The sequence below is a fragment of the Candidatus Palauibacter sp. genome (assembly GCF_965216145.1).
Taxonomy (GTDB): Bacteria; Gemmatimonadota; Gemmatimonadetes; order Palauibacterales; family Palauibacteraceae; genus Palauibacter.
Genome location: NZ_OZ244149.1, coordinates 733,588 through 747,781, shown reverse-complemented (window position 1 = coordinate 747,781; position 14,194 = coordinate 733,588). Strand labels below are relative to the sequence as shown.

At 67.7% G+C, this 14,194-nt stretch carries 16 protein-coding genes and 1 pseudogene; 9 read left to right on the top strand and 8 right to left on the bottom strand.

What is annotated here, in order from left to right:
• Positions 1-30: 30 nt before the first annotated feature.
• Positions 31-354: a hypothetical protein gene (locus ACOOHF_RS03225; RefSeq protein WP_420463349.1), complete on the top strand. Its 324-nt coding sequence runs from the start codon at positions 31-33 to the stop codon at positions 352-354.
• A gap of 137 nt (positions 355-491) precedes the next feature.
• Here ACOOHF_RS03225 and ACOOHF_RS03220 read toward each other — a convergent pair whose 3' ends face one another.
• Both ACOOHF_RS03220 and ACOOHF_RS03215 read right to left on the bottom strand, forming a co-directional pair.
• Positions 492-773, bottom strand: coding sequence for a type II toxin-antitoxin system YafQ family toxin (locus ACOOHF_RS03220; protein WP_420463348.1), 282 nt, complete (start codon positions 771-773; stop codon positions 492-494).
• A complete protein-coding gene (locus ACOOHF_RS03215) occupies positions 760-1,020 on the bottom strand; it encodes a type II toxin-antitoxin system RelB/DinJ family antitoxin (protein ID WP_419166661.1) in 261 nt (86 codons plus the stop codon). Before ACOOHF_RS03215 ends, ACOOHF_RS03220 begins: the two co-directional genes overlap by 14 nt.
• Positions 1,021-1,094: 74 nt before the next feature.
• Between ACOOHF_RS03215 and ACOOHF_RS03210 the strand changes: the two genes are divergently transcribed.
• Positions 1,095-1,229 (top strand): hypothetical protein, encoded by a 135-nt coding sequence (locus ACOOHF_RS03210; protein WP_420463347.1) that lies wholly within the window; start codon positions 1,095-1,097, stop codon positions 1,227-1,229.
• A 162-nt stretch (positions 1,230-1,391) separates the two neighbouring features.
• Here ACOOHF_RS03210 and ACOOHF_RS03205 read toward each other — a convergent pair whose 3' ends face one another.
• Positions 1,392-1,634: a BrnA antitoxin family protein gene (locus ACOOHF_RS03205; protein WP_420463346.1), complete on the bottom strand. Its 243-nt coding sequence runs from the start codon at positions 1,632-1,634 to the stop codon at positions 1,392-1,394.
• A 216-nt stretch (positions 1,635-1,850) separates the two neighbouring features.
• Between ACOOHF_RS03205 and ACOOHF_RS03200 the strand changes: the two genes are divergently transcribed.
• A complete protein-coding gene (locus ACOOHF_RS03200; RefSeq protein ID WP_419936173.1) occupies positions 1,851-2,132 on the top strand; it encodes an AbrB/MazE/SpoVT family DNA-binding domain-containing protein in 282 nt (93 codons plus the stop codon).
• The gene (locus tag ACOOHF_RS03195) at positions 2,129-2,560 is read left to right on the top strand and encodes a PIN domain-containing protein (RefSeq protein WP_420463345.1); all 432 of its coding nucleotides are present in this window, start codon (positions 2,129-2,131) and stop codon (positions 2,558-2,560) included. Before ACOOHF_RS03200 ends, ACOOHF_RS03195 begins: the two co-directional genes overlap by 4 nt.
• A 47-nt stretch (positions 2,561-2,607) precedes the next feature.
• On the opposite strand, the gene ACOOHF_RS03190 is transcribed toward ACOOHF_RS03195, so the two are convergent.
• Both ACOOHF_RS03190 and ACOOHF_RS03185 read right to left on the bottom strand, forming a co-directional pair.
• On the bottom strand, positions 2,608-2,754 hold the full coding sequence (locus tag ACOOHF_RS03190) for a hypothetical protein (protein ID WP_420463344.1): 147 nt from the start codon (positions 2,752-2,754) through the stop codon (positions 2,608-2,610).
• A complete protein-coding gene (locus ACOOHF_RS03185; RefSeq protein WP_420463343.1) occupies positions 2,751-4,097 on the bottom strand; it encodes a hypothetical protein in 1,347 nt (448 codons plus the stop codon). The genes ACOOHF_RS03190 and ACOOHF_RS03185 overlap by 4 nt, the downstream gene beginning before the upstream one ends.
• 218 nt (positions 4,098-4,315) lie before the next feature.
• Between ACOOHF_RS03185 and ACOOHF_RS03180 the strand changes: the two genes are divergently transcribed.
• From ACOOHF_RS03180 to ACOOHF_RS03170, 3 genes are all read left to right on the top strand, one after another.
• On the top strand, positions 4,316-4,699 hold the full coding sequence (locus ACOOHF_RS03180; RefSeq protein ID WP_419166677.1) for a BlaI/MecI/CopY family transcriptional regulator: 384 nt from the start codon (positions 4,316-4,318) through the stop codon (positions 4,697-4,699).
• Positions 4,696-6,885: a M56 family metallopeptidase gene (locus ACOOHF_RS03175; protein WP_420463342.1), complete on the top strand. Its 2,190-nt coding sequence runs from the start codon at positions 4,696-4,698 to the stop codon at positions 6,883-6,885. Before ACOOHF_RS03180 ends, ACOOHF_RS03175 begins: the two co-directional genes overlap by 4 nt.
• Before the next feature lie 100 nt (positions 6,886-6,985).
• The gene (locus ACOOHF_RS03170; protein ID WP_420463341.1) at positions 6,986-8,236 is read left to right on the top strand and encodes a hypothetical protein; all 1,251 of its coding nucleotides are present in this window, start codon (positions 6,986-6,988) and stop codon (positions 8,234-8,236) included.
• A gap of 45 nt (positions 8,237-8,281) precedes the next feature.
• Here the strand turns inward: ACOOHF_RS03170 and ACOOHF_RS03165 are convergent, their stop codons facing one another.
• Positions 8,282-11,518 (bottom strand): Ig-like domain-containing protein, encoded by a 3,237-nt coding sequence (locus ACOOHF_RS03165; protein ID WP_420463340.1) that lies wholly within the window; start codon positions 11,516-11,518, stop codon positions 8,282-8,284.
• Between the two features lie 80 nt (positions 11,519-11,598).
• Positions 11,599-11,832: pseudogene (locus tag ACOOHF_RS03160) on the bottom strand (adenosylhomocysteinase); the annotation flags it as partial.
• Between the two features lie 322 nt (positions 11,833-12,154).
• On the opposite strand from ACOOHF_RS03160, the gene ACOOHF_RS03155 reads away from it, so the two are divergent.
• Positions 12,155-12,349, top strand: a complete 195-nt coding sequence (locus ACOOHF_RS03155) for a hypothetical protein (RefSeq protein WP_420463339.1) — start codon at positions 12,155-12,157, stop codon at positions 12,347-12,349.
• Complete coding sequence (locus tag ACOOHF_RS03150; RefSeq protein WP_420463338.1) at positions 12,346-12,645, top strand: hypothetical protein; 300 nt, start codon at positions 12,346-12,348, stop codon at positions 12,643-12,645. Before ACOOHF_RS03155 ends, ACOOHF_RS03150 begins: the two co-directional genes overlap by 4 nt.
• Positions 12,646-12,688: 43 nt before the next feature.
• Here the strand turns inward: ACOOHF_RS03150 and ahcY are convergent, their stop codons facing one another.
• Positions 12,689-14,173: an adenosylhomocysteinase gene (gene ahcY, locus ACOOHF_RS03145; protein ID WP_420464324.1), complete on the bottom strand. Its 1,485-nt coding sequence runs from the start codon at positions 14,171-14,173 to the stop codon at positions 12,689-12,691.
• Between the last annotated feature and the right edge of the window lie 21 nt (positions 14,174-14,194).

Here is a 14,194-nt window from a genome sequence, read left to right as displayed (position 1 = left end):
GGTGCTTCGGGCGGCGGACAGGATCGGCCCATGAGCATCCCCGCCGATCTGCCCGGCGCTGTTCTCGTGGCTGCGGGTATCGAAGCCCTGAAGCGGGGCGAGGCCACCGTGGAAGCTCTGCTCGTTTCCGTGGGATCGTCTCGAATGCGGGCCGCCGGACTCGACATCCCTTCGCCGCCGCCGCTGGCGCACACCCCCGAAATTGAACTCTATCTCGCCATCGGAGACGAACACCCGGGGGACGCCCACTCCCGCTACAACGCGCTGATTCGCCGTCTCGTCAGCTTCGAGCGGGCCTTGGAGCGCCGGATGAGCACGCCGGAGTCGCGGCGAGACTTGGCTGACCAAGCATAGCCGCGGATGTCCCCTTTCCGAGGTCGGCGGTACAGGCCGGCCGCCTCCGCTAAACGGCCGCGCCCTCCGCGACGAGCCGCCGCCCCACCTTCACGAGCGCTCTTTCGATCTGCCCGATGTGTGAGCGGTTGTGAGAGTTAGAGACCGAGTGCCGAATGGGAGCCCAGACGCACCAGACGCAGAATATCGGTCCCGGACTTCTGGTAAATCAGCAACAGGTCCGGCCTCGGGTGGCAGTCGCGGAAATCTCCCCACTCGCCGCTCAGCGCGTGGTCGTGGTGCCGGGGCTCCAGCGGCCGGTCGTTGGCCAAGGTATTCACGACTGCGGCCAGGATGGCGTCGAGGTATGCCCGGTGCCGATCCCGCGACTCCCGCTTGTAGTCGCGCTTGAATCGGCTGGTCCGCTCAATCGTCCGCACGCAGATCGTCGAAGAGGTCCTCCACGCTGGCGAACTGCGGAAGGTTGCCCCGGCGGGCCTCCCTCATCGCTTCAATGGTGGCGGCGTTAGGAACCAGCGGCGCGAACGGCAGCGCTTTCTCGTGGGCGACCTTGGTCAGCAGCAGGCGCAACGCGCCGGAGACGGTCAGGCCCATGGCCGCCAGCACCGTGGCCGCCTCCTCCTTTATGGCTCCGTCAATGCGGGCCTGGACGAGCTGGTTCGGCATGTCTGGCATCCGTGTTTCGGGTTGACGTACAATATCATGCAAGCTCGCAGGCTGGCCGGTCAAGGAGGCACAGCGTGCACAGCCTGCCCGAGGGGAGGGTCGATCACGCAGTGCTGGACGGCGCCACCGAGGCGGATCTTGTCTCGCAGGAGCGGGACGATGACGCTGAAGCGATGAGCGACATCGCGCGGTTTGCCCGCTCGGGGTAGCCTGGCACCCGGCCATTAGCGGGGTCGGGAGCCAGCCCGGCGGACGCCCTCGAAGCGGCCGCCGAAGACACCGGGCGGACGGTCCTTGAAGGCCGGGTCCGGGTGCCCGGAAACCGGCCGCGTCCGGTTCATCGAGGTGAAGGGCCGAGCCGGGAACCCCTGTCAGTGGCCCGCGCCCTCCCCGGTGTCGGCGGATTCCCCCGTCCTGTGCCGCACGTAGCTCTCCAGTACGCGGTTCATTCGCGTCTGGTAGCCCTTCCCCGGAGCCTTGAAATAGGCCAGCACGGAGCGTTTGACGCGCATGGTGATCTGGTCGGTGCGATCAGGCTCGACGAGTTCCGCCCGCTCCCAGAATTCCTCGTCCAGTTCCGGTATGTCGCTGAAATCGATGCTCTCGTCCTTCACTGGCGCGATCTGCTCGGGCGTGAGGGGCCTATCGTAGCGTCCGCTCGCAACGGGTTCCACCTTTACCGGATCGAGTGGCGCGAGAACGGCCGCAGGCTGACTCCGCAACCCGACCGACACACCGAAGTGCTGTGCCCGGGGGAGGCGGCCGCAAGCCGTTTCAGCTTGTGCCCCAAGACCTTGATCGATGGCACTAACGATGGCAATATTATTACCATGGAAACTACCATCGATAAAGCTGGCCGCCTGGTTTTGCCCAAGGCGGTTCGGGAGGCGAGCCGGCTACGCCCCGGAACCCGCGTCCGATTCCGGGTCCGGGACGGCCGCATCGAGATCGAACCCGTACCGCTGGACGTCTCGCTTGAACGGCATGGCTCCGCCGTGGTCGCGGTGCCGCGAGAGGGACGGCCCGTCCTGACGGCGGCGGAGGTCGAGGAGACGACCGCCGGCCTCCGTTCCGGCGCACCCTCGGCGGGCGGGACTCAAGGGGCCGGGTGACCCGTTACCTCTGCGACACAAGCGCCCTCGTCGCGACGGTCTGCTCCTGGCACGAACACCACGCGCGAACCCGCGCCGAGATCGAGCGACGCGAGCGCGCCGGCGAAGAGCTTGTGCTTGCCGCTCGTTCGCTGGCGGAAACGTACGCGGTCCTCACCCGGCTACCCGGACCGAATCGCCTGCGATCCGGGGACGCCATCGCGCTGCTGGAGGCGAACTGGGGCGAAACCCCGGTCGTACACCTTACGGCGGCCGAGACCTGGCGCGCGCTGCGGAGAGCCCAGCGAAGCGGAGTGACCGGCGGACAGACGTACGACATGCTCATCGCGGTATGCGCGCTGAAGGCCCGCGCCTCGACGATCATCACCTGGAACGTCCGCCACTTCGCCTCTGTGGCAGGCGAGATCGGCATCGAGGCGCCCCCCTGACGATCGAACCAGCAGATGCTGCCCGCGTCAGTTGCCGGCGGCCAGATTCATCTGGTACACGGTCTCGCCATCTCGCCGGACCAGCAGTCCTTGAAATGCCTCAAGGCTTCCAGTTCTCCGGTTACGAAGCCGTCCTCGTAGGTCTTCAGGAGTTCGACGAAGTGTGGAAACTCCTCGATACGCGCGCGGCTCACCGAACCTCGGCTGGCAGCCTCCGTACGACCACACGGGCCACGTCGAATTCGTCAAGCTCGATGAATGCTGCCAGTCCGTCCGGGCCGAAGGCATCAGGCAGCTCGGTCGCGCTGGCGGGATAGGTGCCGACGTACTCCCCTCCGGCCGTCAAGACATCGATCGGCCCGTCGCTTCCCGGCTCCTCTCCCCTGCGCTGCACCCAGATACGGCCGTCCCATGTAGTAACCAGGCTGCGGAGGACCGGGATTTCGTGGTAGTACGACTCTTCGATCTCGACATTGGTCGTGCCCTGGGGCCTGTTGCCGTCACCGCGCTGGCGGAATTCCAGCATCCTGAGACCCGTCGTCGCTCTGCCGAGTCCCTCCCGGGCGGCGGCGGTGCGTTGTCGGTAGTCCCTCTCGATCGACGGCGTCAAGGGTTCGGGCCGCAGGGGCCTCCGGAGGATGCGTGCGATTCCCCGCGCATCCGGCGGCGTGACCTTCAGTGCGTACGCGGAAGAATCCGAATGAACGATGCCGCCATCCGGGAGGACGCCCACCAGGAGCGCTGGCTCGAATATGGCGGGCATCTTCATGGTTCCCAGCATGTCTCGAACCTGGGCGGGGGCGTCATTCGGCACCTGGTCATCCAGATCGCCTCGCCGAGGCAGCCATCCCTTGACCACCGTGTCCGTGTGCACGACCTCACCGTCGAGTTCAACCCGCAGGACGGGACGGGACATGGGCGGGACCGTTGGATCTCCGCCCATGAGACTTCGGAGTCCTCCCATCAGACTGCTGGCAGCGATGCCTAGCCTTTCCCCGGCGAAAGCGAAGACGGCTCCACCACGAGGATCGGGGTGAATCCTCTGCCCCAACACCGGCACACCGTCGGGCTCGCTCCCGGCGCGGACAAAGCGATGGAAGCTGCCGGATGCGTCAAAGAGTTGGTACGCGCGGTGGCCGGCGTCGCTCACCACCACGGTTCCATCCCTAAGCACCGCGAAGTCGACTGGCCGGTTGAACTCGCCGGGCCCGCCACCCGAGGAACCGAACTCGCGCAGAAAGCCTCCCCCGCCGTCAAACACCAGAACCCGCACCTCTCCGGAACGGCCCGCGCCGGGAGTCCCGTCGAAGACGTACAGATTCCCCGCCGCATCGAAAGCCACCTTGGTGATCCGGGCGAACATTTCCCAGGATTCGCCGTCGAGGACCCCGACTCGGTAGACCTCCTCAAACTCGGCGTCGATCCGGCGGTCCCGCCCCGGAAGTTCGATCACCTCCTGGGACTGGAGGGCAGAGGCCGCGCCCAGGGTGACCATGAGCAGAGACGAGATGATCGGGGCGAACCTGGTGGCATTCATTGCAATCTCTCGCGTGGCGTTGGGTGTGGGGCCACCGATCCGACGTTTCGGCCAACGCGAGGGTTGTCCGCAATCGCAGTCTCGTTTCGTCACGCCCTCACTCTACGCGGAAACTTCAACAGCACGTTGATTTTTCCGCACCCTCAACTTACCATGAGGGTCCCGGCGGGCGCCGGACCCCGTTGCTCGCCTCCACCGCCCGGACAGGTGAGGCCGAATTGACCGAGCTGCCGCAGCTCAGCAGACGCGAGCGCGAAGCCATGGACATCGTCCACGAGTCGGGCGCTGTCACCGCCGCCCACATCCGCGAGCGAATGACCGACCCGCCCGGCGACTCGGCCGTTCGCTCGGTGCTGAGGATTCTCGTCGAGAAGGGACACCTGTCAGCGGAGTGGAACGGGCCTCGGTACGTCTACTCACCCACGGTGTCCGCACAAAGGGCGCGAAGTTCGGCCATGCGGCACGTACTCAAGACGTTCTTCGGCGGCTCGGTGGAAGGCGCGGTCGCCTCGCTGCTCGAGCTGGAGGAGACCAGGCTCACCCCGGCGGAGCGGGCCCGCATCAAGGCGCTGATCGACCAGGCGTCCGAGGCAGGACGATGATGGACTCGCTGCTGGCTCCGGACTCCCTGAGCATGCCCGGCCTCGTCATCAGGGCCACGATCCTGCTGTCGGCGGCGCTGGCTCTGGCCTGGCTCGCTCGAAAGGGCTCCGCAGGCGTGCGCCATCTGCTGTGGACGATGACCTTCGCCCTGCTCCTGGGACTGCCTGTCCTGAGCCTCCTCGCCCCCTCGTGGGACGTGCCCATCCTGCCCTCCCCCGGCAGCACGGCCCCGCAGCGCCCGTCGCCGTTGATGGAGGCCCCCGCGGTCGATGTCGCCAGAGATGCGCGCGTCACGCTTGCTGCCCCCGACACACCGTTGCCGAAGGCCGGATCCGCGGCGGTCGCGGTGGCGGATCCGGTGTCGCCCCCGCGCTCGATCCCCCTTGCACTTCTGCTCTGGGGCATCGGCTGCACCGCCGCACTGGCCTCGCTGGGAGTGGGCGCCGTGCGGTGCGCACGACTTGTTCTCGCGGCAAGTCCGCTCCGCGATCCCATCGCGCTTCGACAGGCGGAAGCGGTCCGCCGCCGGCTGGGGATCCGGAGCGAAGTCCGGCTCCTCGTCAGCCCCACGGCCACCACCCCGATGACGGGCGGCATATGGAGGCCTGTCGTCCTCCTCCCGACATCCTCGGCAGGTTGGTCCAGCGAGCGGTGGAGCGTCGTGCTGACGCATGAGATGACCCATGTGTACCGGCGCGATGTGCTCCGGCAGTTCATGTCCCGGGTCGCGGTCGCCATCTACTGGATCCATCCGCTGACCTGGTTGGCGGCACGCTTCGCGGCGGTGGCGCGCGAAGAGGCCTGCGACGAGAAGGTGCTGGCCCTCGGCACGCGCCCTTCGGACTACGCGACCCACCTGCTCGCCCTGGCGGCGGACGCGAACACCGAGCGTCCGGTGCTGTCTCTACCGATGGGCCAGCGCGCGCACCCCCCGTTGGAAAAGAGAATCCTGGCGATCCTCAACGCGCATCCCCGGCATCGGAGCACCGTCGCCGCCGGCCTCGTTGCGGCGGCGATCGGCATTGCAGGCATGTCGGCCGCCGTCGCTCACCCGGTCCACACCGCCCAGTCGGATACCGTCACCGCCCTCGTCGAGACGCGGATCGGGGATACGGGACTGGGCGGCGCGGCCGACGAGTACATCTTCGGCGACGTCACGTCCGTGGCAGCCGATCGACAGGGGCGGATTTACGTCGCCGACCGCATCTCGCCATCGGTCCGGGCCTTCGGGCCCGATGGCGAGTTCATGGCCTGGATCGGGCGGGAAGGCGAGGGGCCCGGCGAGTTCACATGGCCGGTCGACATCCTGCCCGCCGCCGATGGAACCCTCTTCGTGCGCGGATCCCGGATCACGACCTTCGCGACCAGTGCTTCGTCGGCATATCCGGATTCCGTGGCCGACACGTGGAGCATTCCGCCGTATGCCAACTCCGAGTCCTGGCGGGCTCGGCTCGTCGATGGCGCCTACTACTACCCGCACTATCAAAACTGGATAGACGGACCTTCGGAGTACTTCTACATGAAGTACGGTCCGGAGGGGCTTATGCCCGACACGGTCCACGTGCCCGACCTGGCGGGGCTCTCGAGTCAAAGGACGGCCTACTACAGGGTCGGCCGGCGCGGCGGCCGAATGGTCCATGGATTGAACAGCGCCCCCTTCGCTCCGCACGCGGACTGGGACATGACCGGGCGCGGGACGATCATCATGGGCGACGGAGAGACGTACCGACTCTACGAGTTTGCCCAGGGCGGCGAGCTCCTGAGGACGATCGACGGCCCCGAGGTGGAGCGCCGACCGGTGCCGCGGGCCGAACGCGCGGACAGCATGAGAGCGCTGGAGGCGCGCATCGATTCCCTCCCTGTGCCACTGGAGGAAGTTCTGCACGTCGCGCCGGAGATTCTCAGGGGCGAGATACCGGACTCGCTGCCGGCCTTCATCTCCATCCACGTAGGAGCCTCCGACCGCATCTGGGTCGAGCGCTGGCCGGCGGAAGGCATGGCCTCCTCCCGGCACTATGACGTTCTGGAGTACGACGGACGCTACGCGGGCTCCCTCGTCGTGCCGGCCCCGTTGCTGGCGGACCCGCCGCCGTTCTTCGGCGAAGACACCATCGTCGGCGTCGTCATGGACCCGACCTTCGAGGTGCACTCGGTCGTCTCCTTCCGCTTTCGACTACCGGAATGAAGCTGCCGGTCACCGGGTAGGATTGTCCCTCCGAAGGGCTGCCGGCATACGTTGAATGCGACGACTCGCACTGGCCCCCTGCCCGGAGGGATGGACCGCAATGCCGAAGCTGACAAGGGCGAAAGCGACAACAAGTCGACCGCAATTCCTTCTGCCGGTCCTCCCCCTCGCGCTCCTGGCGGCCTGCGGCGATACCGGGGACGGATCGGCCTCCGGTGCCGCCGGAACCCTGGACGGGCCGGACGTGATCGTGAACGCCGTCACGGAGGAGGTCTTCACCGCGGGGTCGGTGGTCGGCGACGGCTGGGACACTTTCGGCCGCGTGGGCTCGGTGCAGTTCGACGCCCAGACCAACCTCCACATCTTCGACAGCCAGGCCGATCACATCCTGGTCGTCGGGCCGGACGGGTCGCTGATCCGTACGGTCGGAGGGCAAGGAGATGGACCCGGCGAGTTGGACAGCGCCAACCGTCCGATCGTCGCGCGCGATGGCTCCTACACGGTGATGGGATCATCGCGGATCGACCTCTTCGACCCCAGCGGCGAATTCGTGCGCCGCATCCCTCAGGACCCGATGACGACCGGCATCGTCATAGCCAGCATGGCGCTCCCGGACGGCCGCCTGGTCACGTCTTCGATTCTGCGCTTCGACGACTTCGGGCAGCCCGAGGAAGGGGGCCGACCCATCTACCTGTTCCCGCCACTGGACGGCGCAGAGGTCGAACTCCTCTACACCGCCTGGGATCTGCCCGAGGAGCCCGCCGACGAAACCACCGTGAGCGGGTCGGTGGAAAGCGGCATGACCATGTCGGCTGGCCGCGCACTCGAGCCCCGCCTCGACTTCGACGTTCTGACCGATGGCCGTCTCGCGCTGATCGACTCGATCGGCTACCGCGTCAAGCTGATCGGACCGGACGGGAGCGTCACCGGAACAATCGAGCGCCCCATCGCGCCGCTCCCCGTTGACGAGGCGATCAAGGAGGCCGCGCGCGAGCGCTTCCGTGAACAGCGGACCGACTTCCTGGCGAGAGTGCGCGACATGGCCGTGCAGATCGACCGCGAAGGTGCGGAAGGGCTCGCCTTCGCCGAGGAGGTGCCGGTGCTGTGGGGTCTGAAGGTAGACTGGGAGAATCGGATCTGGCTCGAGCGCAGGGGTCCGACGGGCGCGGACGGTGGCCCGACCGACATCGTGACTCCCGAAGGGGACTACATCGGCACCCTGGCACCGGACGGACTCCGGACACCCAGCGCCTTCGGCCCCGATGGGCTGATGGCCTACATCGAGAGCGACGAGCTGGACGTCCAGACCGTGCGCGTGGTCAGGCTGCTTGCGCTGGAACCGCAAGGGTAGGGGCCACCCAATCCGTGGACTTTGGGCGTTGGCTCGGAGTGCCAACTAACGCCGCCAGGCCTCCAGCCCCGGCACGCCGCGGCTGACCCGCATCCGCAGACCCGGTGCGGGCGGCTCCATCCCGTCCGCTCCGTCCGCCCCCACCACGTCGCGCAGGAACCCCCGCACCGCCCCCGTAGCGTCGTCGATCAGCAGCCCCATCGCACGCTCCCCCTCGCGGTCGACCGAAACCGTGCCCTCCGGCCCGCTCAGCGTGATGCTCGCCAGATCGTCCCATCCACCCGGCGCCGGCAGCGCGAACACGAACGCCTTGTCGCCCGGATCCCCGTCCAACAGCGCGGGCATGTCGAACCCGACCGAGAACAGCACGTTCCCGTTACCGTCGCGCCCCTCCAGCCGGTAGGGGCCGCCCTCCGCGGGCAGTCGCGGCGCTGCGTTCACCAGGAACGAGGGATCCAGGACCAGCCGTCCGTCTTCCACGCCGCCCCAGAGCAACAGCGTCCTTGTCGCCCCGGCGGCGACCCGGTTCGCCGAAGCGTTGGCCCTCAGCCGGTGCTCCGCCGCCTTCGTGAAGTGGTAGTCGCTGATCCAGCGCGGGCGACAATAGCCCATCAGGTCGGCGGTCGTCGGCGCGATCAGGCTGCTGTCGCGCATGTCGTAGCCCCGCGCACCGATCGCCCCGCGCTCATGCGGATACCTCGGATCCACGACCTGGGTCACCGCGCACGGTGCGTGGAGGAGCGACATGTTGTGCCCCAACTCGTGCGCCATCGTCTCCCCGACGAGTTCGGATACCGTGGCCCGGCCCGGTATGAACCCCTGCCCGCCCCCATCCCGGAGCATTCCCATGTAGCGGCGAGACGAACCCTCCATCAATCGCAGCGCTTCCACCTCGCGCAGCAGCGCCATGCTGTTCTCGAAGATCGGGTCCAGGTCCGTCCATACCGGTTCGTGAGTCCTTAGGTCGAGGTCGCCGACGGGCAGCAGGTTCCGGGTCTCCCACAGCGTCTCGTGCTCCGGGGTCAACTCGCCCACCTGGCGAGCGAACGCCGTGTCGGGCTCCGACCGCCACAGGTACGGCACCACCGTCAGGTTCAGCGGCGGCATCTCATGCACCTCGAGCGCGAGCCGCCCCGTCTCGGGAATCCGCTCGTGCACGCCGAGGCTCAGGGTGACCGTAGTGTCCGGATCCACCTCGATCACCATCTCCACCCCCGGCTGCAACACCGAGCCCGGGACCAGACCGTTGGCCGATTCCTCCAGCGGACCGTCGGCGAACTCCGTCGGAAGCACCGCCGATCCCGCCGGTATCTCCATCTCGTGGACCAGCGACCCCTGGTCGTAGAAGGTCGCTCGCACGGGAGGGATCCGCTCGCCGGTGGATTGCACCGCAAACGGGAACACGCGCAACAGCGCATCCTCACCCGCCACCAGCGGGACAGGGTTCTCCAGCGACTGAACCGCCTGGATGAGATAGAAGGGAGCGCCCCCCTGCCGGCAGAGCGCGACCTCGGCCACGGCCAGCCCCGCCAGCCAGCCTCGAAAGTCCGGATCATTGGCGGCGCACAGGCCCGTCCCCTCGAGAAGGAGATCGGTCAGACTCCCGAGCCCCGCGAGCTCCAGGGGCAGCAGCCCGGACAGACCCGCGTTGTCGTTCAGATGCAGCTTGGTGAGCTTCGTCAGCTTCCCGATTTCCGCGGGAATCGGTCCCCGCAGCCGATTCTCGTGGAGCTGCAGTTCGGTGAGGTTCGACAGGTTGCCGAGTTCGGGCGGAATCGGACCGCCGAGTCGGTTCTGATACAGGTACAGCTTGGTGAGGCCCGTCAGATCACCGAGTTCGCCCGGGATCGGCCCGCTCAGCTCGTTGGCGTGGAACTGCAGATCCGTGAGCTTCCCGAGGTTCCCGAGGTCCGGGGGAATCGGTCCGCTCAAGCGGTTGTTGTAGAGCCACGCCGTCTCGAGGCTCGCGAGGTTCCCGAGTTCGGGCGGAATGGGCCCGCTCAGATCATTATAGGAAAGCCACAGGGTGGTCAGGCTGGTCAACTGGCCGAGCTCCGGCGGGATCGGCCCGCTCAGGTCGTTCGATGAGAGGCCCAGATATACCAGCCGCCCCAGACTCCCGATGTCCGGCGGAATGAGCCCGCTCAATTCGTTCGAATAGAGCCACAACGACCGCAGGGCTCTCAGGTTGCCGATCCGAGGCGGGATCGTCCCTCGGAGTCCGTTGTCGACCAGCGACAGTTGAGTCACGCGGCCTTCGGCGTCCGTGGAGACGCCATGCCAGTCCGCCAGCGGCGCGTCCGAGAGCCAGTTCTCGTTCTGCCTCCAGTTCGGACCATCGGTGCTCTCGTAGAGGGCGATGAGCGCGCCGCGCATCAGGTCCGCCTCGCCCTGGACCGCCAGGGTCTTCGAGGCAGTCAGTTCGCCGGCTACGGCGGTGATGTCGGCGGACCCCTCCGCGATGCCCATGGCCCAGCCCCGCTCGTCGACCGTCGCGATGGCTGGATCGCTTGACGACCACTCGAAAGTCAGGCCGCCCACCGGGTGCCCGTTCCCGTCGAAGACCGTTGCCGTGAACTGCATCGAATCCCCGATGGCGAGGGCACTCCCGGGGCTCGCGACCTCCATCGAATCCGGCACCTGCTCCACCTCGACCTGCGCCTCGCCGCTCGCCGTCCCGACGGTGGCCGTGATCGTCGCGGTGCCCTCTCCGGTCGCGGTCACCAGCCCGGTCGAGTCCACGGTCGCAACAGCCGCGTCGTCGGATGCCCAGGTCACCGCCGGCATCGGAATCGGATGCTCATCTTCGTCCAATGCCGTGGCGGTCGCCCGCATGGTGTCTCCCAGCGCGTCGAAGTCGAGCGCAGGAGGGTCAACCGTGACGCGCGCGGCCGCCTGCTCCACCGTCACGCGCGCCGATCCCGTCGCGTTTCCCGCCGCCGCGGTAATGGTCGCGATCCCGCGCCCGACCGCGGTCACCAGCCCGTTCGCCGCCACCGTCGCCACGGAAGCGTTGGTTGACGACCACGTAACCGTCACGCCGGTCAGCACCTGGCCGCCCTGATCGCGCACCTCTGCCGTCAACTGGACCGTGCGACCCAGCGCCGTGAGGCTCGCCGTCGGGGGCGTGACCGAAACCGTGGTGGGAACCGGCGCCGGAGGTGGGGGAGGACCCGGCGGGGGCCGCATGACGCCGGGGTTGTCTCCACCGCCGCACCCCGCGGCGAGAATCAGGGCCGGAAGCAGCCGCAAGCTCGAACCGCCGGACTCCGTCGGCCTCAAAGGTGCCTCCCGGGGCTGTCTCCGGGGCCCGCGCCACCAGTCGGCGGGGCCCCGGCCGTTCGGTCGTTAATAGCGGAGCGGTCCGGCTTGAACGGACCGTCCTTCGGTACGCCGGTGTAGTCCGCCTGCGCCTCCGTCAGTTCCGTCGGGCGCGCGCCGAGGTGATCCGGATGCAGCCGCGCGACCTTCTCGTCCAGGTGCTTGGGCAGCATGTAGACCTGTTGTTCGTAGGTGTCATGATTCGGCGCCAGTTCGATCTGCGCCAGCACCTGGTTCGTGAAGCTCGCGCTCATCACGAAGCTCGGATGCCCCGTCGGGAACGCGTCGCCGCCCGGATGCCGAGACCATCACCGGCGCCGTCGGCTTGGCCGCACCTACCGAAACGCCCATCTTTTCCGGCGTGAGCGGCACACGCCGGTGAAGCCTTGACTCCAGCGGGCGGCAACGAGCGTATCCAACCATTCCGACAAGGTCGCCCCTGCGAATATGAATGTTCCCACGGCCACGCGCCCGCCCGCCGGCGCCGATAAGGTTCGGAAGCTGATGCGGCGCTTGGGCCGCGCGGCGCGGAGTCCCGGACGGATCTACCTGGTCGGCGGCAGCTCCGCCGTACTCGTCGGTTGGCGGGAGACCACGGTGGATGTCGACCTGAAACTCGACCCGGAGCCGACCGGAGTCTTCGAGGCGATGGGCAGTCGTGGCCTGATCCGGGCAGCGCGGCTCCTCGAACTCTTCGAGTCCATTGAATCGTCGCTGCTGCGTTATCCGGCCATCGATCCCGCCAGTTTCCGTGACAGAGTGCTTCGCGCGGTGAGCGCGATCGGCCCATGAAGATCCCCGCCGATCTGCCCGGCGCCGACCTGGTTGCCGCGGGCATTGAAGCCCTGAAGCGCGGCGAACCGACCGTGGAAGCCCTGCTCGTTTCCGTGGGATCGTCCCGGATGCGAGCCGCGGGACTCGACATCCCCGCGTCGCCGCCGCTGGCGCACACCCCCGAAATCGAACTCTATCTCGCGGTCGGCGCCGAACACCCGGGGGACGCCCACTCCCGCTACAACGCGCTGATTCGCCGTCTCGTCAGCTTCGAGCGGGCTCTGGAACGCCAGGCGCACGCGCCGGTGCCATAGACGGCCCGACCGTGGCCGCCGCCGCGGAGGCGCCGTCTCCCGCCTAGTAGCGGTAGTGGTCCGGCTTGAACGGGCCCTGGGGCGACACGCCGATGTAGTCCGCCTGCGTCTGCGTGAGTTCCGTCAGACGCGCACCCAAGTGGTCCAGATGCAGCCGCGCCACCTTCTCGTCCAGGTGTTTCGGCAGCATGTAGACCTGCCGCTCATAGGCTCCATGATTTCGCGCCAGTTCGATCTGCGCCAGAACCTGATTGGTGAAGCTCGCACTCATCACGAAACTCGGGTGCCCCGTCGCGTTCCCGAGGTTGAGCAGGCGTCCCTCCGAAAGAATCAGCACCGAATGGCCGTCCTCGAACACGAACTCGTCGTACTGCGGCTTGATGTTGTTCCGGGTCACGCCGCCCCTCGCGAGCCCGGCCATGTCGATCTCGTTGTCGAAGTGGCCGATGTTGCCGACGATCGCCTTGTCCTTCATGCGCGCCATGTGATCGAAGGTGATGACGTCTCGGTTCCCCGTGGCCGTGATGAAGATGTCCGCCGTGTCGATCACGTCCTCGAGGGTTCGCACCTGGAAGCCCTCCATCGCGGCCTGGAGCGCGCAGATGGGATCGATCTCGGTCACCACCACGTGCGCGCCCTGACCCTTGAGCGCCTGCGCGCATCCCTTGCCGACCTCCCCGTACCCGCACACCACCGCGGTCTTGCCCGAGATCATGACATCGGACGCGCGGTTCAGCCCATCGATGACCGAATGACGGCACCCGTAGATGTTGTCGAACTTCGACTTCGTCACCGAGTCGTTCACGTTGATGGCGGGGAAGAGAAGGGTCCCCGCCTCCGCCATCTCGTACAGGCGGTGCACGCCGGTCGTCGTCTCCTCGGAGACGCCCTCAATGGCGGGAGCCGTGCGCCCCCAGCGATCGGGGTCGGCCGCGGCGATGTCGCGCAGAGTCTGCAGGATGACGCCCCACTCCTCCGGCTCGGTCTCGGGATCGAAGGCCGGAATCTCCCCCGCCTCCTCGAACTCGAGACCCCGGTGGATGAGAAGCGTGGCATCGCCGCCATCGTCCACGATGAGGTCCGGACCGGAGCCGTCCGGCCACAGGAGCGCCTGCCGCGTGCACCACCAGTACTCCTCGAGCGTCTCGCCCTTCCAGGCGAAGACGGGAATCCCGCGCGGGTCCTCCGGCGTCCCGTCCGGACCCAAGGCGGCGGCCGCGGCGGCGTGATCCTGGGTCGAGAAGATGTTGCACGAGACCCAGCGCACATCCGCCCCCAGATCGGCCAGCGTCTCGATGAGAACCGCCGTCTGCACGGTCATGTGCAGCGAGCCCATCACCTTCCGGCCCGCCAGCGGCTGCGCGTCGCGGTACTCGGTCCGCACCGACATCAGTCCGGGCATCTCGTGCTCGGCGAGGCGGATCTCCTTGCGGCCCCACTCCGCCAGGCCCAGGTCCGCAACCTTGAAGCGGGGACGGTCCGCGACGGGCCCGGAAGCGGCAGCCGCCGCGGGGGTGGTATCAATCATGTGGTGCAGCAGGGCGCCTTC